This is a genomic window from Polaromonas sp. P4_F4 (genome assembly GCF_056401355.1).
Genome location: NZ_JBFUJO010000001.1, coordinates 159,016 through 181,157, shown reverse-complemented (window position 1 = coordinate 181,157; position 22,142 = coordinate 159,016). Strand labels below are relative to the sequence as shown.

The following is a 22,142-nucleotide window of genomic DNA, read 5'->3' as shown; positions in this document are numbered from 1 at the left end:
TTATCTTGCTGATGTCTGATTTGCTCCCTTCATTTACTTTGCCTGCTCAAATCCACGATGCTGCGCGACCTGTCAGGTTTCTCGACCGTGACCACAGTATTCTGGCTTTCAACGAGCGGGTGCTGGACTGGGCCAGGCGCCCGGATGTGCCGCTGCTCGAGCGCCTGAGGTTTTTGTGCATTGTGTCGTCCAACCTGGACGAGTTTTTTGAGGTCCGCGCGGCACCTCACCTGACGGCGGCCCAGGGCAACGAACAAAAAGGCCTGTACACCGTCGAGTCCTTCGCAGCCCTGTCGGCTGCCGCGCATGCCATGGTGGCGCGCCAGTACTCCCTCTACAACGACGATTTGATGCCGGAATTTGAGCGGCTGGGCATTCGCGTCGTCTCGCACGGCGAGCGCAACGCCGCCCAGCGCCGCTGGGTGAAGGCTTATTTTGAAAGGGAAGTCCGGCCGCTGCTGGTGCYGGTCGGGCTCGACCCTTCCCATCCTTTTCCGCAGGTGGCCAACAAGTCGCTGAACTTCATCGTCCGGCTCGGTGGCCATGATGCCTTCGGGCGCCAGAACGAAATCGCGATCGTCAAGATTCCGCGGGTATTGCCGCGCATGATCCCGATGCCAACGCCCGGCGCCAACAAGGGCAGGCTGTTTGTCTCGCTGTCCAGTGTGGTCCGGGCTCATCTGGCAGAACTGTTTCCAGGCCGGGAGGTCGGGCAGTTTTCCCAGTTCCGCGTGACCCGGCACTCCGACCTGGCGGTGGATGAAGACGATGTGAAGAACCTGCGCACGGCCCTGCGCCAGGGCCTGGAGCAGCGCCATTATGGCCAGGCTGTCCGGCTGGAAGTCGCGGCTGGATGTTCGGAATACCTGGCGAACTTTTTGCGCAAGCAGTTCGACTTGCCGGAGCTTTCCCTCTACAGGGTCCAGGGGCCGGTCAATCTGGTGCGGCTGACCCAGCTGGTGGACCTGGTCAATGATCCCAAGCTGCTGTTCCCGCACTACAGCGCCAGCTATCCCACGCAGTTGCAACCCGGGCAATCATTTTTTGAACGGCTCAAGCAGGGTGATGTGTCCATTCACCAGCCCTTCGAGAGTTTTGAGGGTGTTCTGGCTTTCTTACGCGAGGCGGTCAACGACCCGCAGGTCCTGGCCATCAAGCAGACTATTTACCGCACCGGCGCCGATTCCGAACTGATGCTGCTGCTGCGGGAGGCTGTTCGGCGCGGCAAGGAAGTCACCGTCGTGGTGGAGCTCAAGGCACGCTTCGACGAGGAGGCCAACATCAACTGGGCGGAGATGCTGGAGTCGATTGGTGCGCAGGTGGTTTACGGGGTGGTGGGCTTGAAGACCCACGCCAAGATGCTGCTGGTGACCCGGCGCGAGGGCCGGCATCTCGTACGTTACGCACACCTGTCTACCGGAAATTACAACCCGCGCACGGCACGCCTGTACACCGACATCAGTTACCTGACTGCCGATTCCTTGCTGACGCTGGACATTGACAATGTGTTTGTGCACCTGGCCAGCCAAAGCCGCCTGCCCAAATTGCATCACCTCTGGTTGGCGCCGTTTCAGCTGCAGCGCAAATTGATTGAAAAAATCGATGCACTGGGCGAAGCGGCCCTGCAGGGCAAGGATGCCCGGCTTGTGGCGAAGATGAATGCACTGACCGACGAAGACTTGATGCTGGCCCTGGTCAGGGCCGGGCAGCGTGGCGTAAAAATAGACCTGATCGTGCGCGGCGCTTGCATGCTGCCCGCCCAGGTTCCGGGCGTGACGGACAACATCCGGGTCCGCTCGGTGATTGGCCGGTTTCTGGAGCACTCGCGGGTGTTTTATTTCCGCTGTGCCGCGGAAGAATCTCTCTATCTCTCCAGCGCAGACTGGATGAACCGCAACATGCTGCGCCGGGTAGAGCTGGCCTGGCCGGTCATCGATCCTGTCATTCGCCAGCGCATCATCGATGAATGCCTGGTGGCCTACTTGCATGATGGGTGCGATGCCTGGGATTTGCAGCCTGACGGTACCTACCTGCGGGTGGATCAACGTGCCAAGGCAGGAGGGCACGGTGCTCAAGCGGCCCTGATGGCGCGTTATTTGCCAGCCCACCAAAGGGAAAAATAGCCATGGACCTCATCTTGTGGCGTCATGCGGAGGCGGAAGACTGGCCTGAAGGTGATCCCGAGGGAGGCAGTGATCTGGGCCGGTCGCTCACGCCGCGAGGAGAGAAGCAGGCGGCCCGTATGGCCGGCTGGCTGGACCGGCAGCTCCCGGAAGGCGCGCGCATCCTGGTCAGCCCGGCGCGGCGCTGCGAGCAGACGGTGCTGGCGCTGGGACGCAAATACAAGATACGGACCGAACTCGCACCGGATGCAACGCCCGCGCAGTTGCTGGAGCTGGTGCAATGGCCCCTGAGTCGGTCGCCCATCCTGGTGGTGGGGCATCAACCCACCTTGGGACAGACGATTGCCCAACTGCTGGGGCTGCAGGAGAGCGATTGTCCCGTCAAAAAGGGCTCTCTCTGGTGGCTTCGCAACCGCGAACGTGACGGCCATAGCCAGACCGTCGTGGTCACCGTGCAGTCGCCTGAAGTGCTTTAAAAGGGTGCTCTAAGGGCGTGCCGGGAGGAAGATCGTTTGACGACGTTCGACGGCCGCAGTCAGCGTCCCCTGCTTAACTGGACAGGGTCGGGCGGCCAGTCTTGATGGCCGGAACCTGCTCCAGCGCCATCAGGAAGGCAGCATCGGACAGGGCTGCCAAGGCTTTGATGCCGGCGCGCAGCACTTCGCTTTTTTTGGCTGGGCGGGTTAATTGGGCTGCGCGCTGTTTGAGGCCCTCAAGCACCAGGTATTCGGCTTTGGGAATGGTAAAGCTGTCGCGTACCAGTTTGGGTTTCTTGGGCTTGGCTGCCTTGTCAGGCTTTGCTGTCGTCAACACCTTGGACCGCGGCGTTTTCGCAGCTTTAGCGCCAGCTTTTGCACCAGCCTTTTTGGCAAGGGGAGCGGAGGAGAGGGGCTTGCCCGTGGCGGCTTTGCGGATGGGCGATTTTTTCAGTGCAGGCTTCGCCATCTTTGGCTGGGCCGGGCTCCTGGTCGCCGGTGATGCAAAAGCTCTTTTCGAGGTTGCCATGAGTTTGTCCTTTTGAATAAACGATATAAACCGTATATACAGTTTATACCGTTTAAAAAAGAACCGTCAAGACCCCTGCCGTCAGGGCTTGCGCGGTCTACAGGCCGGAGACGATCAGGGTCCACGGCGTTTTTTGCCAGGCCAGCACTTCCTCGCGCAGCAAATGCGCCGATTGGGGAAAGGCTTCAGCCCAACCCGGTCTGCAGTTCAACACAAAAATCCGGCCGGGCTCTGCACCGCATTCGAGCTGCAGGCCCTTGAGGTCTGGGTCTCGCCGGGCATGACACAAAATGACGGCCACGCGCAGGCAAAGCAGCTGCTGGACAAACACGCGGTCTTCAAAGTCGACTTCCAGTTTGCGCAATTTCCCGCGATGGCCCAGCACGAGCAGGCTCAGCCGGTGCAGTTCGGGCAGCGCAAAACCGGCCGCGTCGGCGTTGTCCAGAATATAGGCGCCATGCTTGTGGTAGTCGCTGTGCGAGATCTGGCTGCCAATCTCATGAAGCTGTGCGGCCCACTGCAGCTTGCGCTGGAAGCGTTCCAATGCTGCATCGGGCAGGCCCGCACCAGCCTTCAGGAACAGATGCTGCGAAACTCTGCTGACGCGCTGGGCCTGTACAGCGTCTGTATCGAATTTGCTGGCCAGGCGCTGGACGCTGGTGGAACGCAAGTCGGTTAAATCCTGCTCCCGGTCGAGTAGGTCATAGAGCACGCCATGGCGCAGGGCGCCCTGGGCTGTTGCCATCTGCTCAATGCCCAGCAGCCCGAACACAGCCCGCAGCACGCTGACGCCACCACCGATGACGGCGCGCCGGTCATCCCTCATGCCGTCGAGCTTCAGGCGGTCGGCACTTTGCGCCTTGACCAGGCGATCCAGCAACCAGTCGAGGCCATCGCGCGTGACCAAGCCGGCAGGCCAGCCTGAGGCGGTCAGTACATCGCTGACGGCGCCTATGGTGCCGGACGAACCATAAGCGACATCCCAGAACCCAGGCTGGTAGGCATTGACCGCTTCGTCGAGCACCGCTTTGGCCGCAATTTCGGCCATTTCGAAGGCACGCGGTGTGAACTGCCCGTGCGGAAAGTATTTCATGGACCAGGCCACGCTGCCCACACGGTAAGACTCCATTGTGAGTGCCTCCAGGTCCTTGCCCAGGATCATCTCGGTGGAGCGACCGCCAATGTCCACGACCAGCCTGCGCTCATCCGACTGCGGCAGCAGATGGGCTACGCCCTGGTAAATCAATCGGGCTTCTTCGTGGCCTGAGATGACATCAATGGGGAAGCCCAGGATCTGGTGGGCTCGGGTCAGAAATTCTTCCCGGTTGCGTGCCTCCCGCAAGGTTTGCGTGGCTACGGCCCTGACCTGCGTCTTCTTGAACCCGGCCAGCCGCTCGGCGAAGCGGGCCAGGCAGTCCCAGCCGCGCTGCATGGCGTCCAGCGTCAGGTTGCGGTCGCCATCCAGTCCGTTGCCCTGGCGGACCGTTTCCTTGATGTATTCAGTGCGGTGCACCCGGCCGTGGTCAAAGCGGCCAATTTCAAGGCGAAAGCTGTTGGATCCCAGATCCACAGCCGCGAGCAGTGTTCCATTTTGCATGTCTGAGTTTCTTTTTCCGGGCTCAGCATAGCATTCACGCGGCACTCTCATCGGCACTTACCTCGGTATTCGGGCTGCTTACCCGATCAGCCGGCCGTCGACCGTCATCATGCTCTGCGTGACGTAGCTGCCGCTTCTGCGCTGCGGGTTGAAACTGATGCGAAATCCTCCTATGTCTATGCTGGAGCGTCGCTGAAAGGCGGCCAACGTGCTCTGGCGTGTCAGCGGACCATCAATGTCATGGAGCACTTCATAGGTGTACCTGGCGGCAATGAAGCCGGCCAGGCTCAATGGGGCGGGGGGCTCGTCAAACAGGCGTGCGAGCGTATCGCGGTAGCTTCTGACCACGGGGAGACTGGCATTGACCAGCGGCACCGGCTGGGTCGCAATCACCGGCGTGTTGCGCGCCGCGCCCATTTGCAGCATGGTCTGCAGGTTGACGTCGGCCAGCGCGACGACGTAGCGTTGGCGTGCCTGCTTTTCCAGGCCTTGCGTGAACGCGGCAAGTTCGGGTGTGCCTCCCACAAAGAGAAGCACAGCCGGCGTGCTGGGCGTCAGCTTCTGGCCGAGCACGCGCAAGTCCCCGTCGCCCTGAAACGACTGCAGCGTGAGCTGCATGCCGGCAGCAATGCGTTCGACCTCGACGCGGTAGGCCGCGTGGTCCTTGGCAGTCGCATAAATCGCGCCCAGTTCCTTCAGACCCATGACCGACAGGGTTTTGAGTGCATAGGCAATCTGTTCCTGGCGCGCCGCGAAAATCGGGAACGTCTTGTCATCGATTTCGAGGCTGGAGTTTTGCAGCCAGGGCGCTGCGTGAGCAATATCCAGACTTCCCTGGCGCGATGGGGTAGCAATTTGGCTGGCAATCTGGTCGCCGACACTGCCGGAGAGGACGACGCAGGATGGATTGTCCCGGACGGAGTCGAGTGCCGCGCGCAGGCTGGCTGGCGTGCCGTCCGTTTCGAGCGCAAGGTGCTGCACCTGCCGGCCGCGTATGCCCCCGCGAGCGTTGATGTCCTGCCAGGCGGCGCGTGACCCGATCAGGAAGTCTTTGGACACGTCCTGTTGCGCGGGCGAGAAGTCCACCACCTGTGCAACGACGACGCCGCGTGAAGCGGCCGGTTTGCCAGGCTGTGCCCAGCCCGTCGTGGCCGCACCCGCCGTCAGCATGCTGGCACGCTGCAGCAGTTGGCGACGGCTGATGACTGGATTTTGTGAAGGCATGAGTGAATCCCCAAGCGGGGCAGTCCCCGCCGTCCGGTTTGAAAAGCTATGGAATTTGGAGCGGCCAGCGCAGTTACAGCGCGGGCATTGGCCTGAAACAGCCAGAAGACAAGGCCCTTGGGCCTTGTGGTGACTTGGCGTTAGCGGGTCGCAGGAGGAATCAAAACGCTGTCGACGATATGCACCATACCGTTGGTCGCAGAAATATCGGCGGTTTGAACCATGGCTTCTTCCACCGTGACGAAATCACCCGCTTTGGAGATCGCGACATTGGCGCCATTGACGGTTTTGCTGTTGCCATTTTTGACGTCGGCGGCCATGACCTTGACGGGCAGTACATGGTAGGTCAGCACGGCCTTGAGTTTGGCTGGATCCTTGGCAAGATCGTCCATGGTTTTTGCCGGAACCTTGGCGAAGGCCTCGTTGGTAGGCGCGAAGACGGTAAAGGGGCCCGTACCCTTGAGGGTGTCCGTCAGTCCTGATTTGGTGACCAGGCTGGTGAGGGTGCTCAATTGCGGTTTGGCGGCGATAGTGTCCGCTACCGATACCGGGGCGCTGGAAGTAGCGCAGCCGGCGAGGGCGGCAACGGTTGCGGCGACGAGCAGAATGCGGAAATTGGGCATGGAAATTCTCCTGATTAAGACAGGGCCAAGCGTAGGAGGAGTCGATGACAGATCCGTGACGAAAATTTGAAGGTTTTGTGACAACCCCGTGGATTGCCATGCGTTGACCCGGGAAAGTGTCTGTCACATCGTTGTCACACAAGTTTTTTACAGTTCGTGCATCTTTCCTACCAACCCAAAAGGTGTTTCGATGAAATTGAGTTTCAAAGCTTCCATGACTGCTGTGATGGGTGTTGCCGTCATGTCGTTTGCCACGCTGTCGGCTGCACAGGATGTCACGGGCGCTGGAGCCAGTTTCCCCGCTCCGCTTTATTCCAAATGGGCTGCTGACTACAACAAGGCCACCAGCATCAAGATTAATTACCAGTCGGTCGGCTCTGGCGCGGGTTTGCGCCAGATTGAGGCCAAAACCGTGGATTTTGGCGCATCAGACGCGCCCCTGAAGGATGAAGAGCTCGCCAAAAAAGGACTGGTGCAGTTTCCGACCGTGATTGGTGGCGTGGTTCCCGTGGTCAATATCAAGGGCATCGCTCCGGGCCAACTGAAGCTGAGCGGTCAGGTCCTGGGTGACATCTACCTGGGCAAGATCACCAAGTGGACCGACCCCGCCATCAAGGCGATGAATCCTGCACTGGCCTTGCCGGATGCGGCCATCGCGCCGGTCCGCCGCGCTGATGGTTCGGGTACCAGCTTTATTTTCACCAATTATTTGAGCAAGGCCAACGCCGAGTGGAAGGCCAAAGTGGGTGAAGGCACGGCGGTGAACTGGCCGGTGGGTGCTGGCGGCAAGGGTAACGAGGGCGTCGCTGCATTCGTCGGCCGTCTGCCCAACTCGATTGGCTATGTGGAATACGCCTATGTCAAGCAGAACAAGATGACGTTTGCCCAGCTGAAGAATGCTGCCGGCAATTTCGTGTCGCCGGATGATGCGGCATTCAAGGCTGCTGCTGCGGGCGCTGACTGGTCCAAGAGTTTTTACCAGATCCTGACTGAGCAGCCTGGCAAGGATGCATGGCCCATCACGGGCGCCACCTTTATCCTGATGCAGAAGGCGCAGGACAAGCCCGCGCAGGCTGCTGCCTCGCTCAAATTCTTTGAGTGGGCTTACAAAAATGGCGACAAGATCGCCGATGACCTGGACTATGTGCCTATGCCCGCCAGCGTGAAGGCGATCATCGAAAAATCATGGGCTGACATCAAGGACACGTCGGGCAAGGTTGTTGCTTACAAGTAAGCCTGCTGCATAGCCTGTTTTCCCTGAAAGTGACGACGAATCATGGGGTTTTTTTAAGTGTCCTCTACACTTCCGGCTAGCCGGGCCGCTTTTGATCACCCGGCGAATGCGACCGGACGTGACATGACCAATCCTCCTCCTGTAAAGGCTATGCGCAGAAGCTCCCTGGCTGACCGGCTTTTCGGCTGGGCCGCCCAGGGGGCAGCACTGCTGACGCTCGGTTTGCTGATCGGTATTTTGCTGTCGCTGATCGTCGGAGCGTGGCCAGCCATCAGCAAGTACGGGCTCGGTTTTTTGACCAGCAGCGTCTGGGACCCTGTCAAAGACGAGTACGGCGGACTGATCATGATCTATGGCACGCTCGCCACGTCATTGATCGCTTTGGTGATCGCCGTGCCCGTGAGTTTTGGCATCGCGCTGTTCCTGACCGAGCTGTCGCCCGCCTGGCTCAAAAGGCCTTTGGGCACCGCTATTGAACTGCTGGCCGCCGTGCCTTCCATCGTGTACGGCATGTGGGGCTTGCTGGTGTTCGGGCCCATCCTCGCTACCTACGTGCAGCAGCCGCTGCAAAGTCTTTTCAGCAATGTGCCTTATTTGGGGGCACTATTTTCGGGGCCGCCGGTGGGTATTGGCATATTGTCGGCCGGCATCATTCTCGCGATCATGATCATTCCGTTCATCGCTTCGGTGATGCGCGATGTGTTCGAGGTCACGCCGGTGCTGCTGAAAGAATCGGCTTACGGCCTCGGATCCACAACCTGGGAAGTGGTCTTCAAGGTGGTGCTGCCCTACACCAAAGCCGGCGTGGTGGGCGGCATCATGCTGGGCCTGGGGCGTGCGCTGGGCGAGACCATGGCGGTGACCTTCGTGATCGGCAACTTCAACCAGCTCGATTCCCTGAGCCTGTTTCAGGCAGCCAACAGCATCACGTCGGCGCTGGCCAATGAGTTTGCCGAGGCGGCTGATGGTTTGCATCAGGCTGCATTGATCTACCTGGGCCTGGTGCTGTTCTTTATCACTTTTGTGGTGCTTTCGCTGTCCAAGCTCCTGTTGGCCCAGTTGAGGAAAAACGAGGGAGCCAAATCATGAGTGCCGTGATGCATGATGCGCGCCTGGCCAAGTTTGCCCGCCGCAAACGGGTCAACCAGATTGCGCTGGTGCTCTCCCTGGCAGCCATGTCGTTCGGGCTGTTCTGGCTGTTCTGGATTCTGTGGGAAACGATACGCCTGGGCATCGGCGGCATAGCGCTGGCGACCTTCACCGAAATGACGCCCGCGCCCAATGAAGCCGGCGGCATTGCGAATGCGCTGTATGGTTCGTTCCTGATGGTGCTGCTGGCGACGTGCGTCGGCACACCGATCGGCATCATGGCCGGCATTTACCTGGCTGAGTACAACACCAAGGGTTGGCTGGCATCGGTCACGCGCTTTGTGAACGATATTTTGCTCTCGGCGCCCTCCATCGTGATCGGCCTGTTTGTGTACGCTGTGGTGGTGTCGCGCTTCAAGTCCTTTTCAGGATGGGCCGGTGTGATAGCGCTTGCATTGATTGTGATTCCGGTGGTGATCCGGACCACGGAAAACATGCTTCAGCTGGTTCCGGCCGGGCTGCGCGAGGCTGCCTACGCGCTGGGTGCGCCCAAATGGAAGGTGATCACCAGCATTACGCTCAAGGCGGCCCGCTCGGGTGTGGTGACCGGCATCCTGCTGGCCGTAGCGCGTATCGCGGGTGAAACAGCGCCTTTGCTGTTCACGGCGCTCAACAACCAGTTCTGGACATCGGATCTGAGCCAGCCCATGGCCAGCTTGCCGGTGACGATTTTCAAGTTTGCCATGAGCCCGTACGAGAACTGGCAGCAACTTGCCTGGGCTGGCGTGTTCCTGATCACGCTCGCGGTACTCGGCTTGAACATTCTGGCGCGTGTATTGACGCGCACCAAACATTGATGGGCTGACCGACGGTCGACCCACATACCAAGACAAGGTCAAAGATGGATACCCTCACTGCCTCACGCGAAAAGCTGGCCGAGAAATCGAAAATATCGGTCAAAAACCTCGACTTTTATTACGGGAAATTTCATGCCCTCAAAGGCATCAACCTGGAAATTCCCGAGAAAAAAGTCACGGCCTTCATTGGCCCCTCGGGCTGCGGAAAATCCACCCTGCTGCGGATCTTCAACCGCATGTATGAACTGTATCCCGAGCAGCGTGCGGAGGGGGACGTTACGTTTGACGGGGAAAACCTGCTGACCTCCAAAAAGGACGTGGCACTGATTCGCTCCAAGGTCGGTATGGTCTTTCAGAAGCCCACGCCATTTCCCATGTCGATTTATGACAATATTGCTTTTGGGGTCAAGCTGTTTGAAAGCCTCAACGCCTCGGATATGGACGAGCGGGTCGAGTGGGCATTGCGCAAGGCGGCTCTCTGGGGGGAAGTCAAGGACAAGCTGAACCAGAGCGGTTCCAGCCTGTCCGGAGGCCAGCAGCAACGGTTGTGCATTGCCCGCGGTATTGCCATCAAGCCCGAGGTGCTGCTGCTCGATGAGCCTTGCTCGGCGCTGGACCCTATTTCCACGGCCAAGGTGGAGGAGTTGATTGCCGAGTTGAAAAACGACTACACGGTGGTGATCGTCACGCACAACATGCAGCAGGCCGCCCGCTGCAGTGATTACACGGCCTATATGTACCTGGGCGATCTTGTTGAATTTGGTGCCACGGAAGACCTCTTCTTCAAACCCAAGCGTAAAGAGACGGAAGACTACATCACCGGCCGTTTCGGATGAACAAAGTTGCCCCCTGTCTCGGCTCACTGCGTGTAGCCGGAATCCCCCTCAGGGGGACGGCGCCTGCGGCCCGGCAAAGCCGGTTCCGCGGCGCCTGCTGGCCTCGTACTCGGTGCTCCATGCGTTGCAGTTTCGATCGCAGCGGCGAATAATTCAAAGGGAAAATATGCCTGATAAACACCTATCGACCCAGTTTGACAGCGAACTCAACGGCGTGTCCTCGCGTGTGATGGAGCTCGGCGGCCTGGTTGAATCCCAGATCCGTCTGGCCATCTATGCGCTGTCGCAATTCAGCACCGAGAGCGCCAACCAGGTGATAGAGGCTGAGGCGCGTGTCAACGCGATGGAAATCGACATTGACCGCGAGCTGTCTTCCATCATTGCCCGCCGCCAGCCTACTGCCCGCGATTTGCGCCTGCTGATCGCCATTTCAAAGACCACGGCCAACCTGGAGCGTGCCGGCGACGAAGCCGAAAAAATCGCGCGCATGGTCAATTCGATCATCGGCAGCGGTTCGGCACGCGTCCTGCCGTCGTCCGATCTTCGCGTTGCCGCCGAACTGGCTTCCGGCTTGCTGCGCAAGGCGCTGGACGCCTTTGCCCGGCTTGATACCGCTGCGGCGGTATCCATCCTCAAGGAGGACGACTTGATTGACCAGGAGTTTGACGGTTTTGTGCGCAAGCTGATCACCTACATGATGGAAGATCCGCGCACCATTTCAGCCAGCCTGGATTTGCTGTTTGTCGCCAAGGCCATCGAGCGTGTGGGCGACCATGCCAAGAATATCGCCGAGTTCATCATCTATATCGTCAAAGGTGCGGATGTCAGGCATACCTCCATGGACCAGATCGAGTCCGCCGTCAAGTAAGGCCGCATGAAACATCAAGCCCGCATACTGATTGTTGAAGATGAGCCAGCGATTGCCGAACTGATTGCGGTCAACTTGAGGCATGGTGGGTTTGAACCTGTTGTCGTGCAGGACAGTGTGGCGGCCCAGCGCGAACTCGACGCCGTGCTGCCCGATGCCATCCTGCTCGACTGGATGCTGCCAGGGCAGAGCGGCCTGGCGCTGGCGCGTCATTGGCGCAAGCAGGCGCGCACCAAGGCCATTCCCATCCTGATGCTGACCGCCCGCGGCGATGAGCCTGACAAGGTCGCGGGCCTGGATGCCGGTGCCGACGACTACATCACCAAGCCGTTTTCAACGCAGGAGCTGCTCGCCCGTATTCGCGCCGTGCTGCGCCGCCGCGCACCCGAGTCGGTGAACGACAGCGTGACGGTGGGTGCGCTGGTGCTGGATGCCGGCACCCATCGTATTTCGTTCCAGAACCAGGAACTGAAGTTGGGCCCCACGGAGTTCAAGCTGCTGCATTACCTGATGAAGCATGCGGAGCGTGTGCACAGCCGCAGTACCTTGCTGGACAAGGTGTGGGGTGACCATGTGTTCATTGAAGAGCGTACGGTGGATGTTCACGTGAAGCGCCTGCGGGAAGCGCTGGGCGCTGCCGGTGCGATGGTCGAAACCGTTCGCGGGGCGGGCTACCGTCTGACCGCGGCGGCCACTGCCAGCCGGGTCGCTGCTGCGGCACAATCCGGCACATGATCAACCGCTGGATTGCTTTTGCCGCCTGCATGTTGGCCGGTGGCGCTTTGGGTTGGTGGACTGCAGCGAAGGGTGGGCTCGCGTGGAGTCTGGGTGGGGGCCTCGCACTGGGCGCTTTGGTCTGGTTGATGATCGACAGCCTCTACATGGGGCGACTTCTCCGGTGGCTGCGTACCGAACAGGGCAGGGAAGTGCCGGCAGTGGTGAATAGCCAGGAGCTACCTCGCTTGCCCGGTGTCTGGGGGGAGGTGGTTGACCGGACCCGCCGGCTGCTCAAGAACCGCGATCAGCAGTTGCAGGAAAGCCAGGCACGCCTGGACGAGTTTCTGGCGGCCATGCAGGCTTCCCCGAGCGGGGTGGTGTTGCTGGATGCGCAGGGGCGCATCGAGTGGTGCAACCAGATGGCAACCCAGCATTTCGGTTTCGACGCGCAGCGCGACGTGATGCAGCATATTGCCAACCTGGTTCGCGAGCCTGCCTTCAAGGCTTACCTGGCCTCGGGCAATTATTCGCATGACGTTGTGATCCCTGGCAGCCTGAGTACACCGGCGCGACCCGTGAAATTGTCGGTACATGTGCACGCTTACGGCAAAGACCGCAAGTTGCTGCTGTCGCGGGACATCACCGCCGTCGAGCTGGCGGAAGCCATGCGCCGGGATTTCGTGGCCAATGTGTCGCATGAGATCCGCACGCCGCTGACGGTGTTGTCCGGCTTCATCGAAACCCTGCAAACCCTGCCGCTGGAGGAGCCGGAGCGCGCCCGTTACCTGGCGCTGATGGCGCAGCAATCCCAGCGCATGCAAACGCTGGTGAGTGACTTGCTGACCCTGTCGCGCCTGGAAGGAAGCCCGTTCCCCGGCGCCAATGACTGGATCACCACCAATGCACTGCTGGCCCAGTGCGAGCAGGAGGCCAGGGCGTTGTCGGCCGTGATTACGCCGCAGGGGCATCAGCTGGAGTTTGACCCGGGGCCGGCCTGTGAGATCGCGGGCGTGCAGACGGAGCTTTACAGCGCCATGTCCAACCTGGTGACCAATGCCGTGCGCTACACGCCGGAGACGGGCCTGGTCAGCGTCAGCTGGACGCTGCTCAAGGATGGGCGTGGCCAGTTTCAGGTCAGGGACACCGGGCCGGGTATTGAGCCCGAACACGTGCCGCGTCTGACCGAGCGCTTTTACCGCATTGACCGCAGTCGTTCGCGTGAAACCGGCGGAACGGGCTTGGGTCTGGCCATCGTGAAGCATGTAGTCCAGCGCCACAGCGCTGAACTGCATATCGAGAGCCAGCCGGGGCACGGTTCGCGTTTTTCAATCATTTTTCCGGCGGCACGCATACGTCGGGCTCACGCTGCCTGAATTTTCTGAAGGCTTGCCCGCTGGCTCTGCCGAACGGCGTGCCACAGCAAACCCAGGAGGCAGGTGGCCACCAGTCCGATGGCGATGGTGCTGGCAGCCCAAAAACTGCCGGCCGATTGCGTGGCGGCCCGGCCTGCAACACCTTCATAGGCGAGCTGGTAACCGCCAAACAGACCCAGCCCCCACAGCAAAACTCCATACAGCACCAGCGGCGTGAGCGTGATGCGGTAGCAACGCAGCAAAAATGCGCACAGCGCCTGGGTTGCATCGGCCACATGATAAAAAGCCACCCATACCAGCAGGGATGATGCGAGGGAAATGATCGCCGGGTTGCCCGAATACCAGCCTGCCAGTAACTTCCCTGCTACCGAAATAGTAGCGGCCAGCGCGAGGGCCGCCAGGCCTGTGAGTTTCAGGCCCAGAACAACTACCCGCGCGGCGTAGTCAGGCCGTCCGGCACCCAACCAGAACGACACGCGCGCACTGCAGGCAATGGCCATGGACAGCGGCATCATGTAAAGCACGGCCGCCACACTGGCCGCGATCTGGTGGCTTGCCGAGGCCGTGGTTCCCAATCGCGCGATGAACAGCGCCATCAAGGTAAAGGAGGTCACTTCCACCAGATAGGCCAGTCCACCCGGAATACCGAGCCGGGCAAAGCCGCGAATCTGCGGCCAGTCGGGCCGCTCCATGCGTCGCCAGAGGTAAAACGGCTTGTACAGCGCTTGCGAGCGCAGCATCACCAGCGCTAGTACCAGCAACAGGTAGTTGACGGTCAGCGTGGCCCAGGCACAGCCGGCGGCACCCATGGGCGCGACGCCGCCACCGCCGGCCACCAGCCAGACTGAGAGCGGGATTTTGACCGCCAGGGCACCGACCTGAAGCCAGGTGACCAGGAGTGGTTTGCCCAGCGACTGGTTGAACGTGCTGTAAACCCGGAACAACAGCGAGGGAAGAAAGCCGAAGGCCAGAATGGCGAGGTAGTGCTGCACTTCCTCCTGCATGAGTTCGGGCACTTGCGCCCAGCGCAGCAGCGGGCCGGGAAACAGCAGCGCAGCCATGCCGACGGCAGTGATCAAGCTGCACAAGTAAAGACTTTGCCGCAAGGATCGCCCGACAGCTTCGTATTCGCGGGCGCCCCGCATCTCGGCCCAGATGGGCAGCAGGGCCTGGACAATGCCAATCAGCCCGACGTAGACACTGATGTAAATGGCCGACCCTACCGACAGCGCTGCCAGGGCCTCGTCGCTGTAGCGCCCGGCGATCACGGTGTCTGCCACGCCAAAGGCCATCACGGCCAGCTGGCCCACCAGCACAGTTCCCGCGTGCTGGCTGATGATTTTGAGTTCGCTCAAGGGTGGGCAGGCGAGCTGGCTGGCTTGGCCGCCCGGGCCTGCGTATCTGTGCTGACCCGTTTGAACACCAGGACATTTTCGTTTTTGTCCGTCGGTCTGCGTACGGTGGCCAGGAACGCCCAGTCCGGCATATTCACGGTGCTGCTGAGGGTCGACTGGGCATCGACATCCACGACGAGGTAAGGACAGCTCGCATGAGGCGTCGCCTGGCGCAGCTCCAGCTGGCCGTGGTACTGCAGCCCAGCAGCCTGGGCGCTGTCCACCCCATATATCTCGACGCAGGCTTTTTTGTCAACCAGGCTGGCGATCTGCCGCGACATCGGTGCATAGCTGCGCGCGTAGTCGAGCAAGGGCATCCAGAGTGTCATCAGCAGCAACCAGCAGAGGGTGGCGCCGCCGGCAGGCAGGACCATCGACTTCCAGATGGCTGCGCGCTGTGCACCGGCCCGCCATTTGACGAGCCAGGTCCACGCCAGCGTGGCTGCCACTGCTGCCAAAAAAGCAAACCACGAAAAGCTGGGTTCGAAGCCTGGCGCCAGCTTGGCCACATTGGCCGCGGGTTGCCGCGGCACGCCGGTTTGCATGGCAATCCAGACCACCCAGATGATGGTGGCGCAGCCCGTGAAAAAAAGCAGCGTGAACCAGTCAATCAGCGAGGTCCAGCTACGCTTGAGCGTTGGCAGGGAAAATGCCGCCAGTGCCGCCAGCGGTGGCAGGCTCAGCAGCAGACTACGGTCGGAGGCTGTGGTGGTCAGCGTGGCGGCCACAGCCATGCCCGCGAACCACAGGGGAAGGGCCACGTGGCGGCTCGCCAGCTGTCTGCGCCAGCGCCACAGTGTCCACAGCGCCAGCGGCCATGTCGGCCAGGTGAACCACAGCAGCAGACGACCCAGCCGGCGCCAGTCTCTCCAGGCCGGTTGATCACTGGCGCCGGGCAGCTGAATTCGCCAGCGCCAGAGGTCCAGCTTGTACGCCAGCAGTGCGGCCAGCAGCGTGGCGCCGGCAATCAGCAGCACCCAATGCCAGGACTGCCGCCTGCTGTCAGCGTCGGCCTGGCTGCCCTGGCTATCCTGGTCGTAGCCCCAGCGAAGATGAGCCGCCTCGACCAGTACACCGCCCATACCCAGCAGCAGGGCCAGTGTGGGCGCGCCGCTCAGGGTAAGTCCTGCAAGACCGATCAACAGGCCCAGTGCAGGGCCCCGAATTTTGGTCGCCCGGCGGTACGGGCTGGCAGACATTGCGTAAAACACCAGGGCCGTAAAGCCCAGCTGCGCCAGCGCGGGGGTCGTCTCGTGAGACAACTGTGCCAGGCCCAGACTGGCAATCAGCGCCAGCAAACCGGCGTCTGCAATGGCGCGGGCGTAGTCCACCGGGCCGGCTTCTCCGCCGAAGGCAAAGGCTACCGGCTGCGCTTGTGGGCTGCGGGCCAGGTAGTAGATGGCGTACCAGGTGGTGAGCAGCGTCAGGACCAGCAGCAGGCCGAACGGAATGCGCACGGCAAAGGCCGGGTCCAGAAAAGGCAGGCATTTGATCGCGAGGGCGCCCAGCCAATAGGGCACAAGTGCTTCAAAATCGGTGACCTGTCCGAGCAGCTGAGGCTGCAGCCAGTTGGCCGCGCTGGACGTCAACTCCCGCATGACGCCGAAGGCGGCGATGTCCTCGTATTTCCACGGACCACGGCCAAAAAATCCCGGCAGCACGTAGGCCGCGCAAAACAACAACAGCGCCAGCCGCGGCAGGCGGCGCACGGCAGACTGGGCAATGATGGCGGGCGAAGGTTTGTTCAAAACGGCTTGGTGCTCAGGAAAGATGTCTGCAGGGGGGCCGGATAGCGATTTTCATGGCAAGCAAGGGCAGTTTTAGCCGAAAAAAAAGCAGCCTGAAATTCAGGCTGCTTCTTGCAGGCTGGCGAAAGAATGTTTCGCAGCTTACTCGGCAGCTGGTGGCGTTGCCTCTTTGGCAGCGGTTTTGCCGAAGCGGTTGCGGAATTTCTCAACGCGACCACCCATGTTGTCCACGGATTTTTGGGTACCGGTGTAGAAGGGGTGCGATTCGCTGGACGTATCGAGCTTGTACAGGGGCAGCTCGCGGCCGTCTTCCATCTTCACCATTTCTTTGGTGTTCACGCAGGAGCGGGTCACAAACTTGAAGTTGTTGGACAGGTCCAGGAAACAAACTTCGCGGTAATTGGGGTGAATGCCTTCTTTCATGATCTTTCCTTATTCGTTGCGGGAGCCACTCAAGCCATTCCTGGGCACTTTCCGCTAAGCCTAATATTATGGCATGAAATCAACCACTTACAGCGGTTTTGGCCTCATGAGGGGTGATTTTGTGGCGAAAGCAGCTCCGGGGGCTTCGAAGGGCTTGGATTTAACCGAGCCGGGGCCGCGGAACCGGCTTKGCCGGGCCGCAGGCGCAACGGCCCTCTCGGGGGGGGCAGGAAGCTACACGAAGTGAGCCGTGGGGGCCATAGTTGGCGAGTCGGCTTTAGCCGCCTCGCCGCATCATGTCGAAGAATTCGTGGTTGTTTTTCGTCGCTTTCATGTTCTTCAGCATGAGCTCCATGGACTCGATTTCATCCATGTTGTACATGAATTGACGCAAAATGCGCGACTTTTGGAGAATTTCGGGCGCTAGCAACAGCTCTTCCTTGCGGGTGCCGCTGCGGTTGAGGTGGATGGCCGGGAACACGCGTTTTTCGTACAAACGACGATCCAGGTGAATCTCGCAGTTGCCGGTGCCCTTGAATTCCTCAAAGATCACCTCGTCCATGCGGCTGCCGGTATCGACCAGCGCCGTGCCAATGATGGTCAGGCTGCCGCCTTCTTCGATTTTGCGGGCCGCACCAAAGAAACGCTTGGGGCGCTGCAGTGCATTGGCGTCGACACCGCCGGTCAGCACCTTGCCCGATGAGGGCAGCACATTGTTGTAGGCACGGGCGAGGCGGGTGATGGAGTCCAGCAGGATGACCACGTCCTTGCCGAGTTCGACCAGGCGCTTGGCGCGCTCGATCACCATTTCGGCCACATGCACGTGGCGCGCCGCGGGTTCGTCGAAGGTGGAAGAAATCACTTCGCCGCGCACACTGCGCTGCATCTCGGTGACCTCTTCAGGACGCTCATCCACCAGCAACACCATCATCACCGCTTCGGGGTAATTGGCGGTGATGGCGTGGGCGATGTTCTGCATCATCACCGTCTTGCCGGATTTGGGCGGTGCCACCAGCAGGGCGCGCTGCCCTTTGCCAATGGGGGCAATGATGTCGATGATGCGGCTGGTCAGGTTTTCTTCGGCCTTGATGTCGCGCTCGAGCTTGAACTGCTCGCGCGGGAATAGCGGCGTCAGGTTCTCGAACATGACCTTGTGCTTGTTGTCTTCCGGCGCGCCGTCGTTGACCTTGTCGAGCTTGTTCAGTGCAAAGTAGCGCTCGCCGTCTTTGGGGGTGCGCACTTCGCCTTCGATCATGTCGCCGGTGTGCAGGTTGAAGCGGCGGATCTGGCTTGGGCTGATGTAGATGTCGTCGGTGCTGGCGGTGTAGCTCGAGTCGGGCGCACGCAGAAAGCCAAAACCGTCCGGCAGCACTTCCAGCACGCCATCGGCGACGATGGTTTCGCCGGTTTTTGCCCGCTTCTTGATGATGGCAAACATCAGCTCCTGCTTGCGCATGCGGCCAACGTTTTCGATCTCCAGGGCTTCGGCCTGCTTGAGGACTTCAGACACGTGCAGTGCCTTGAGTTCGTTTAAGTGCATGGAATTACTCCTTGCGGAGTTCATTTAAAAAACGGGGGAGGTTTGAAAAGAAGCCGCAGAGGAGAAAGGCTTACAAACCGGGAACTCGAACCAGCCGGTAACAACCGTCTGGCGAATAAAGCGCATTATGACAGGAAAATCAGGATGTAAATCGGGGGTATCGAGGCGTCCCCGGCAGGCGCCCGGGGCGCGGGCTCAAAGGGACAAGGGATTTGCGCTGGGCAAGAAACAAGCCAGTGCCGGATCAGGAAACCGGGGCAGGCCCGGCTTCCTGATGGCAATGCGAAATGTTCAGGCCAGTTGCTGGTCGATGAACGCGGTCAACTGGGCCTTGCTCATGGCGCCAACTTTGGTGGCCGCCAGCTGGCCATCCTTGAACAGCATCAGCGTGGGAATGCCGCGAATGCCGAACTTGGCGGGAATGTCGCGGTTTTCATCGACATTCATTTTGGCGATCTGCAGCTTGCCGTCATAGCCGGTGGCCACTTCGTCAAGAATGGGGGCAATCATCTTGCAGGGACCGCACCACTCGGCCCAATAGTCCACCAGGACGGGCGTCGAGGATTTCAGCACGTCGGCTTCAAAAGTGGCATCGGTGGTATGTTTGATCAATTCGCTCGCCATGACGGCTCCTTTGGTCTAGTTACGAGATACGGCTAAAGTTGCAGTCATTGTGTCAGAAAGCAAGTAACCGGGTCGCTTATGCAGCCGCTATGGCCCCGATAGCCGTCCTCTGAAATATGCCCTGCGTATCGCTCGCCGCCCGTTTTTCCTGTTTCCGAGTTCCCTGATCAATCCATGCCGCCAGAGACCCCAAAGACCGCTGATATCGCCGTGAACGCCGTGACTTCCCCGGATGTGCTCTGCTGGCAGCGCGTCGTGGCGCAACTGGCCGCGACGCTGAAAGCGCGCAATGTGCATCCCGCCGAGGCCGTGGTGCTGCTGCCTTACGTGCAGTTGATACAACAGGCGCGGCAGGCATGGGCAGCCGCCGCAGGCGAGACTTTTTTTGTGCCCCGGTTTGAGACCACCATGAACTGGGCCAGCAGCCTGGGTGGCACGCTGGGGCTTTTCACGCCATCGGGTGACGATTTGCGCATGGATGTGGCGGTAGACATGCTGACTGCCGCCTCGCTGCTGGAGCGGGCCGGTTTGGGGGCGCAACAGGACGCACTCGCCGGGCGACTCGTCGACGCCGCATGGAGCCTGGCGCGGGTGGCGGCGGCCGTGTTGCCCGCGGAGCGCCAGGCCTGGAGCCAACGCCTGGCCGTCTCGCTGCAGGCTGGCCAGGATTCCCCGGTGCTGGCGCTGGAAGCCGCTGTGGGACAGATTGCGCTGGCTTGGGCGGCGACCTCGGCCTACGCATCCGATCGCCTGTTCCAGGCCCGGCCGGCGCTGTTTGCGGTACTCGAAGGCTTTCAGGCTGAACCGCTGACCGACGCACTGAAGGCTCATTTTGGAGAGCGGTCCGTCTCCATTGCGCTCTGCCTGCCGGAGGACCTACCGGCCCAAGGCGAATTTCCCTTGCCGTCGCTACACGCCGCGATGGATGCCGAAGACGAGGCCTGGCGGGCCGCCGCCTGTGTGCTGACGCACCTGGCCGAGGGGCGCAGTCCCGTCGCGCTGATTGCGCAGGACCGGCTCCTCACTCGCCGGGTTGGCGCCATGCTGGCCGAGCGCGGCATCGCGATGCGCGATGAAACGGGCTGGAAGCTGTCCACCACGCGTGCTGCGGCCAGCCTGATGGGCCTGCTGCGCGCCATGCCCTGGGACGCCTCCACCGATGCGGTGCTGGACTGGCTGAAGAACGCGCCCGCATTCAGCCCAGGCGAGGTAACTGCAGCGGAAATCGAATTGCGCAAGGCTGGCCTGCGCGCCTGGCGCGATCTGCCCGCCACGCCGCAGCCGGCTTTCGCCGCCATCCAGCAGCTTGCCCCACGGGTGGATGGGCTGCGCAAGGCCTCGGCCCGCGCCCGTCCGCTGGCCGTGTGGCTGCGCGACCTGCGCGCCGCCCTGCAGTCAGCGGGGCAGTGGGAGGCACTGGCGCTCGATGAGGCCGGCCAGACGGTGCTCGACGTGCTCCGCCTGCACGAAGGCGCCGAGGCGGAGTTCGACAGCGCACCCACGATGACGCTGGCTGCCTTCACCAGCTGGGTGAACCAGGCGCTGGAGGGTGGCAAGTTTTCCCCCGAGCACCCACAGGGCGAGCAGGTGGTGATCCTGCCGCTGGCGCAGCTCCTGGGGCGGCCCATGCAGGCGGTCGTGTTGCCGGGCTGCGATGAAATCCGCCTGCCGGTTTCGCCCGAGCCTGCGGGTCTCTGGACACCCGGGCAGCGCGAAGTGCTCGGCCTGCCCTCGCGTGAAACTCTGGCCGGGGCAGCCCGCCAGGCCTGGCACTATGCCTTGCAGCTGCCGCATGTGGATTTGCTCTGGCGCACCAGCGAGGGTGGTGAGCACCTGATTCCCAGTGGGTTTGTGCAGGAACTGCTGCTTGCACAAGCCGGGCATGGCGAAAGCCCGGCCCTGGCGAGTGACTCCCGCAGCTTGCGCGCCGTCGCCGTGCGACCCACGCCGCATCCCGCGCCCACGGGCGAGGCCCTGCCGGTGACCCGGCTGTCGGCCAGCGCCTATGAAGACTTGCGCCGCTGCCCCTACCGTTTCTTTGCGCTGCGCCAGCTCAGGTTGCAGGAGCCCGAGGAACTGGAGGGCGAACTGGGCAAGCGCGACTTCGGCAATTGGCTGCACAGCCTGCTGCACCACTTTCATGAAGCACTGAAAGCGGCCCCAGCCCAGGATTTACCTGCGCGGGTAGCCATGATCAATGCAGCGGCAGAGCGGGCCACGCAGGAGCTGGCCCTGAGCGACAGCGAGTTCCTGCCATTCGCCGCGATCTGGCCGCGCGTGCGCGAGGGCTACCTGGCCTGGCTCACCGATCACGAGGCGGTGGGCGCCCGTTTTGAGGAGGCGGAAGCCGAGCGTGAAATGCCCCTGGGCAAGCTGCAGTTGATCGGCAAGCTGGACCGCATCGACCGCCAGGCCGATGGCCACACGCTGCTGATTGACTACAAGACCGAGCCGCGCACAGTGACGGCCGAGCGCATCAAGGATGGGCAGGAAGACACCCAGTTGGCGTTTTATGCCGCGCTGATGGATGACGACACGTTGGCGGCCGCTTATGTCAACCTCGGCGAGAAAGAGGCCACCCGCACCTACGGGCAACCGGAGATCGTGGGCCTGCGCGACGCGCTGATTGACAGCATTTTGACCGACATGGACCGCATTGCGCGCGGCGCTCCGTTACCTGCACTGGGCGAGGGCAAGGCCTGCGGGTACTGTGCGGCGCGGGGCCTGTGCCGCAAGGATTTCTGGAATGAGTAGGACCCCCACGCTTGTCACTTCGTGTACTACGCTTCCCCCCGAGGGGACCGCTGCGCCTGCGGCCCGGCAAAGCCGGTTCCGCGGCCCCTGTTGGTATGGAATGCCTGCGGCTC

Annotated in this window: 20 protein-coding genes; 11 read left to right on the top strand and 9 right to left on the bottom strand. The window is 61.3% G+C overall.

Features of this window, described 5'->3' with window-relative positions:
* The first annotated feature begins 11 nt into the window (after positions 1-11).
* Together ppk1 and AC1DUR_RS00870 are read left to right on the top strand one after the other, a co-directional pair.
* A complete protein-coding gene (gene ppk1, locus AC1DUR_RS00875; protein ID WP_477721073.1) occupies positions 12-2,123 on the top strand; it encodes a polyphosphate kinase 1 in 2,112 nt (703 codons plus the stop codon).
* A gap of 2 nt (positions 2,124-2,125) precedes the next feature.
* Positions 2,126-2,599: a SixA phosphatase family protein gene (locus tag AC1DUR_RS00870; RefSeq protein WP_477716903.1), complete on the top strand. Its 474-nt coding sequence runs from the start codon at positions 2,126-2,128 to the stop codon at positions 2,597-2,599.
* Positions 2,600-2,672: 73 nt separating this feature from the next.
* Here AC1DUR_RS00870 and AC1DUR_RS00865 read toward each other — a convergent pair whose 3' ends face one another.
* Entirely contained in the window at positions 2,673-2,936 is a 264-nt protein-coding gene (locus tag AC1DUR_RS00865; protein ID WP_477721072.1) for a hypothetical protein, read from the bottom strand.
* A gap of 79 nt (positions 2,937-3,015) precedes the next feature.
* On the opposite strand from AC1DUR_RS00865, the gene AC1DUR_RS00860 reads away from it, so the two are divergent.
* On the top strand, positions 3,016-3,144 hold the full coding sequence (locus tag AC1DUR_RS00860) for a hypothetical protein (protein ID WP_477716901.1): 129 nt from the start codon (positions 3,016-3,018) through the stop codon (positions 3,142-3,144).
* An 81-nt stretch (positions 3,145-3,225) separates the two neighbouring features.
* On the opposite strand, the gene ppx is transcribed toward AC1DUR_RS00860, so the two are convergent.
* From ppx to AC1DUR_RS00845, 3 genes are all read right to left on the bottom strand, one after another.
* Positions 3,226-4,725 carry an exopolyphosphatase gene (gene ppx / locus AC1DUR_RS00855; RefSeq protein ID WP_477716900.1) on the bottom strand — a complete coding sequence of 500 codons (1,500 nt, stop codon included), beginning with the start codon at positions 4,723-4,725 and terminating at the stop codon, positions 3,226-3,228.
* A gap of 78 nt (positions 4,726-4,803) precedes the next feature.
* A complete protein-coding gene (locus AC1DUR_RS00850; RefSeq protein ID WP_477716899.1) occupies positions 4,804-5,949 on the bottom strand; it encodes an ABC transporter substrate-binding protein in 1,146 nt (381 codons plus the stop codon).
* Between the two features lie 140 nt (positions 5,950-6,089).
* The gene (locus tag AC1DUR_RS00845) at positions 6,090-6,572 is read right to left on the bottom strand and encodes a fasciclin domain-containing protein (RefSeq protein ID WP_477716898.1); all 483 of its coding nucleotides are present in this window, start codon (positions 6,570-6,572) and stop codon (positions 6,090-6,092) included.
* A 214-nt stretch (positions 6,573-6,786) separates the two neighbouring features.
* Here AC1DUR_RS00845 and pstS point away from each other — a divergent pair, with 214 nt between their 5' ends.
* The 7 genes from pstS (at position 6,787) to phoR (ending at position 13,546) form a co-directional block, all read left to right on the top strand.
* Positions 6,787-7,806, top strand: coding sequence for a phosphate ABC transporter substrate-binding protein PstS (gene pstS, locus AC1DUR_RS00840; RefSeq protein WP_477716897.1), 1,020 nt, complete (start codon positions 6,787-6,789; stop codon positions 7,804-7,806).
* Positions 7,807-7,863: 57 nt separating this feature from the next.
* Positions 7,864-8,895: a phosphate ABC transporter permease PstC gene (pstC, locus tag AC1DUR_RS00835; RefSeq protein ID WP_477716896.1), complete on the top strand. Its 1,032-nt coding sequence runs from the start codon at positions 7,864-7,866 to the stop codon at positions 8,893-8,895.
* Entirely contained in the window at positions 8,892-9,752 is an 861-nt protein-coding gene (gene pstA / locus AC1DUR_RS00830) for a phosphate ABC transporter permease PstA (protein WP_477716895.1), read from the top strand. The genes pstC and pstA overlap by 4 nt, the downstream gene beginning before the upstream one ends.
* A gap of 44 nt (positions 9,753-9,796) precedes the next feature.
* Positions 9,797-10,588: a phosphate ABC transporter ATP-binding protein PstB gene (gene pstB / locus AC1DUR_RS00825; protein ID WP_477716894.1), complete on the top strand. Its 792-nt coding sequence runs from the start codon at positions 9,797-9,799 to the stop codon at positions 10,586-10,588.
* A gap of 166 nt (positions 10,589-10,754) precedes the next feature.
* Entirely contained in the window at positions 10,755-11,456 is a 702-nt protein-coding gene (gene phoU, locus AC1DUR_RS00820) for a phosphate signaling complex protein PhoU (protein ID WP_477716893.1), read from the top strand.
* A gap of 6 nt (positions 11,457-11,462) precedes the next feature.
* On the top strand, positions 11,463-12,191 hold the full coding sequence (gene phoB, locus AC1DUR_RS00815; protein WP_477716892.1) for a phosphate regulon transcriptional regulator PhoB: 729 nt from the start codon (positions 11,463-11,465) through the stop codon (positions 12,189-12,191).
* A complete protein-coding gene (phoR, locus tag AC1DUR_RS00810) occupies positions 12,188-13,546 on the top strand; it encodes a phosphate regulon sensor histidine kinase PhoR (protein ID WP_477716891.1) in 1,359 nt (452 codons plus the stop codon). The genes phoB and phoR overlap by 4 nt, the downstream gene beginning before the upstream one ends.
* Here phoR and AC1DUR_RS00805 read toward each other — a convergent pair.
* The 5 genes from AC1DUR_RS00805 to trxA all read right to left on the bottom strand — a co-directional run bounded on the left by AC1DUR_RS00805 (position 13,534) and on the right by trxA (position 19,275).
* Positions 13,534-14,901, bottom strand: coding sequence for an MATE family efflux transporter (locus AC1DUR_RS00805; RefSeq protein ID WP_477716890.1), 1,368 nt, complete (start codon positions 14,899-14,901; stop codon positions 13,534-13,536). The genes phoR and AC1DUR_RS00805 overlap by 13 nt on opposite strands.
* Positions 14,898-16,688, bottom strand: a complete 1,791-nt coding sequence (locus AC1DUR_RS00800) for a hypothetical protein (RefSeq protein WP_477716889.1) — start codon at positions 16,686-16,688, stop codon at positions 14,898-14,900. Before AC1DUR_RS00800 ends, AC1DUR_RS00805 begins: the two co-directional genes overlap by 4 nt.
* A gap of 141 nt (positions 16,689-16,829) precedes the next feature.
* The gene (locus AC1DUR_RS00795; protein WP_011483184.1) at positions 16,830-17,111 is read right to left on the bottom strand and encodes a type B 50S ribosomal protein L31; all 282 of its coding nucleotides are present in this window, start codon (positions 17,109-17,111) and stop codon (positions 16,830-16,832) included.
* A 277-nt stretch (positions 17,112-17,388) separates the two neighbouring features.
* A complete protein-coding gene (rho, locus tag AC1DUR_RS00790; RefSeq protein ID WP_477716888.1) occupies positions 17,389-18,651 on the bottom strand; it encodes a transcription termination factor Rho in 1,263 nt (420 codons plus the stop codon).
* Positions 18,652-18,942: 291 nt separating this feature from the next.
* On the bottom strand, positions 18,943-19,275 hold the full coding sequence (trxA, locus tag AC1DUR_RS00785) for a thioredoxin TrxA (RefSeq protein WP_011483186.1): 333 nt from the start codon (positions 19,273-19,275) through the stop codon (positions 18,943-18,945).
* A gap of 174 nt (positions 19,276-19,449) precedes the next feature.
* Here trxA and AC1DUR_RS00780 point away from each other — a divergent pair, with 174 nt between their 5' ends.
* Complete coding sequence (locus tag AC1DUR_RS00780; RefSeq protein ID WP_477716887.1) at positions 19,450-22,029, top strand: PD-(D/E)XK nuclease family protein; 2,580 nt, start codon at positions 19,450-19,452, stop codon at positions 22,027-22,029.
* Positions 22,030-22,142: the final 113 nt, after the last annotated feature.

What these genes read in the sequence shown, in the direction of transcription:
- AC1DUR_RS00870 (WP_477716903.1), top strand. Translation starts at nt 2,126, where the DNA reads ATGGACCTCATCTTGTGGCGTCATGCGGAGGCGGAAGACTGGCCTGAA.
- ppx (WP_477716900.1), bottom strand. Translation starts at nt 4,725, where the DNA reads ATGCAAAATGGAACACTGCTCGCGGCTGTGGATCTGGGATCCAACAGC.
- AC1DUR_RS00850 (WP_477716899.1), bottom strand. Translation starts at nt 5,949, where the DNA reads ATGCCTTCACAAAATCCAGTCATCAGCCGTCGCCAACTGCTGCAGCGT.
- AC1DUR_RS00845 (WP_477716898.1), bottom strand. Translation starts at nt 6,572, where the DNA reads ATGCCCAATTTCCGCATTCTGCTCGTCGCCGCAACCGTTGCCGCCCTC.
- pstS (WP_477716897.1), top strand. Translation starts at nt 6,787, where the DNA reads ATGACTGCTGTGATGGGTGTTGCCGTCATGTCGTTTGCCACGCTGTCG.
- pstA (WP_477716895.1), top strand. Translation starts at nt 8,892, where the DNA reads ATGAGTGCCGTGATGCATGATGCGCGCCTGGCCAAGTTTGCCCGCCGC.
- pstB (WP_477716894.1), top strand. Translation starts at nt 9,797, where the DNA reads ATGGATACCCTCACTGCCTCACGCGAAAAGCTGGCCGAGAAATCGAAA.
- phoU (WP_477716893.1), top strand. Translation starts at nt 10,755, where the DNA reads ATGCCTGATAAACACCTATCGACCCAGTTTGACAGCGAACTCAACGGC.
- phoB (WP_477716892.1), top strand. Translation starts at nt 11,463, where the DNA reads ATGAAACATCAAGCCCGCATACTGATTGTTGAAGATGAGCCAGCGATT.
- phoR (WP_477716891.1), top strand. Translation starts at nt 12,188, where the DNA reads ATGATCAACCGCTGGATTGCTTTTGCCGCCTGCATGTTGGCCGGTGGC.
- AC1DUR_RS00795 (WP_011483184.1), bottom strand. Translation starts at nt 17,111, where the DNA reads ATGAAAGAAGGCATTCACCCCAATTACCGCGAAGTTTGTTTCCTGGAC.
- rho (WP_477716888.1), bottom strand. Translation starts at nt 18,651, where the DNA reads ATGCACTTAAACGAACTCAAGGCACTGCACGTGTCTGAAGTCCTCAAG.
- trxA (WP_011483186.1), bottom strand. Translation starts at nt 19,275, where the DNA reads ATGGCGAGCGAATTGATCAAACATACCACCGATGCCACTTTTGAAGCC.
- AC1DUR_RS00780 (WP_477716887.1), top strand. Translation starts at nt 19,450, where the DNA reads ATGCCGCCAGAGACCCCAAAGACCGCTGATATCGCCGTGAACGCCGTG.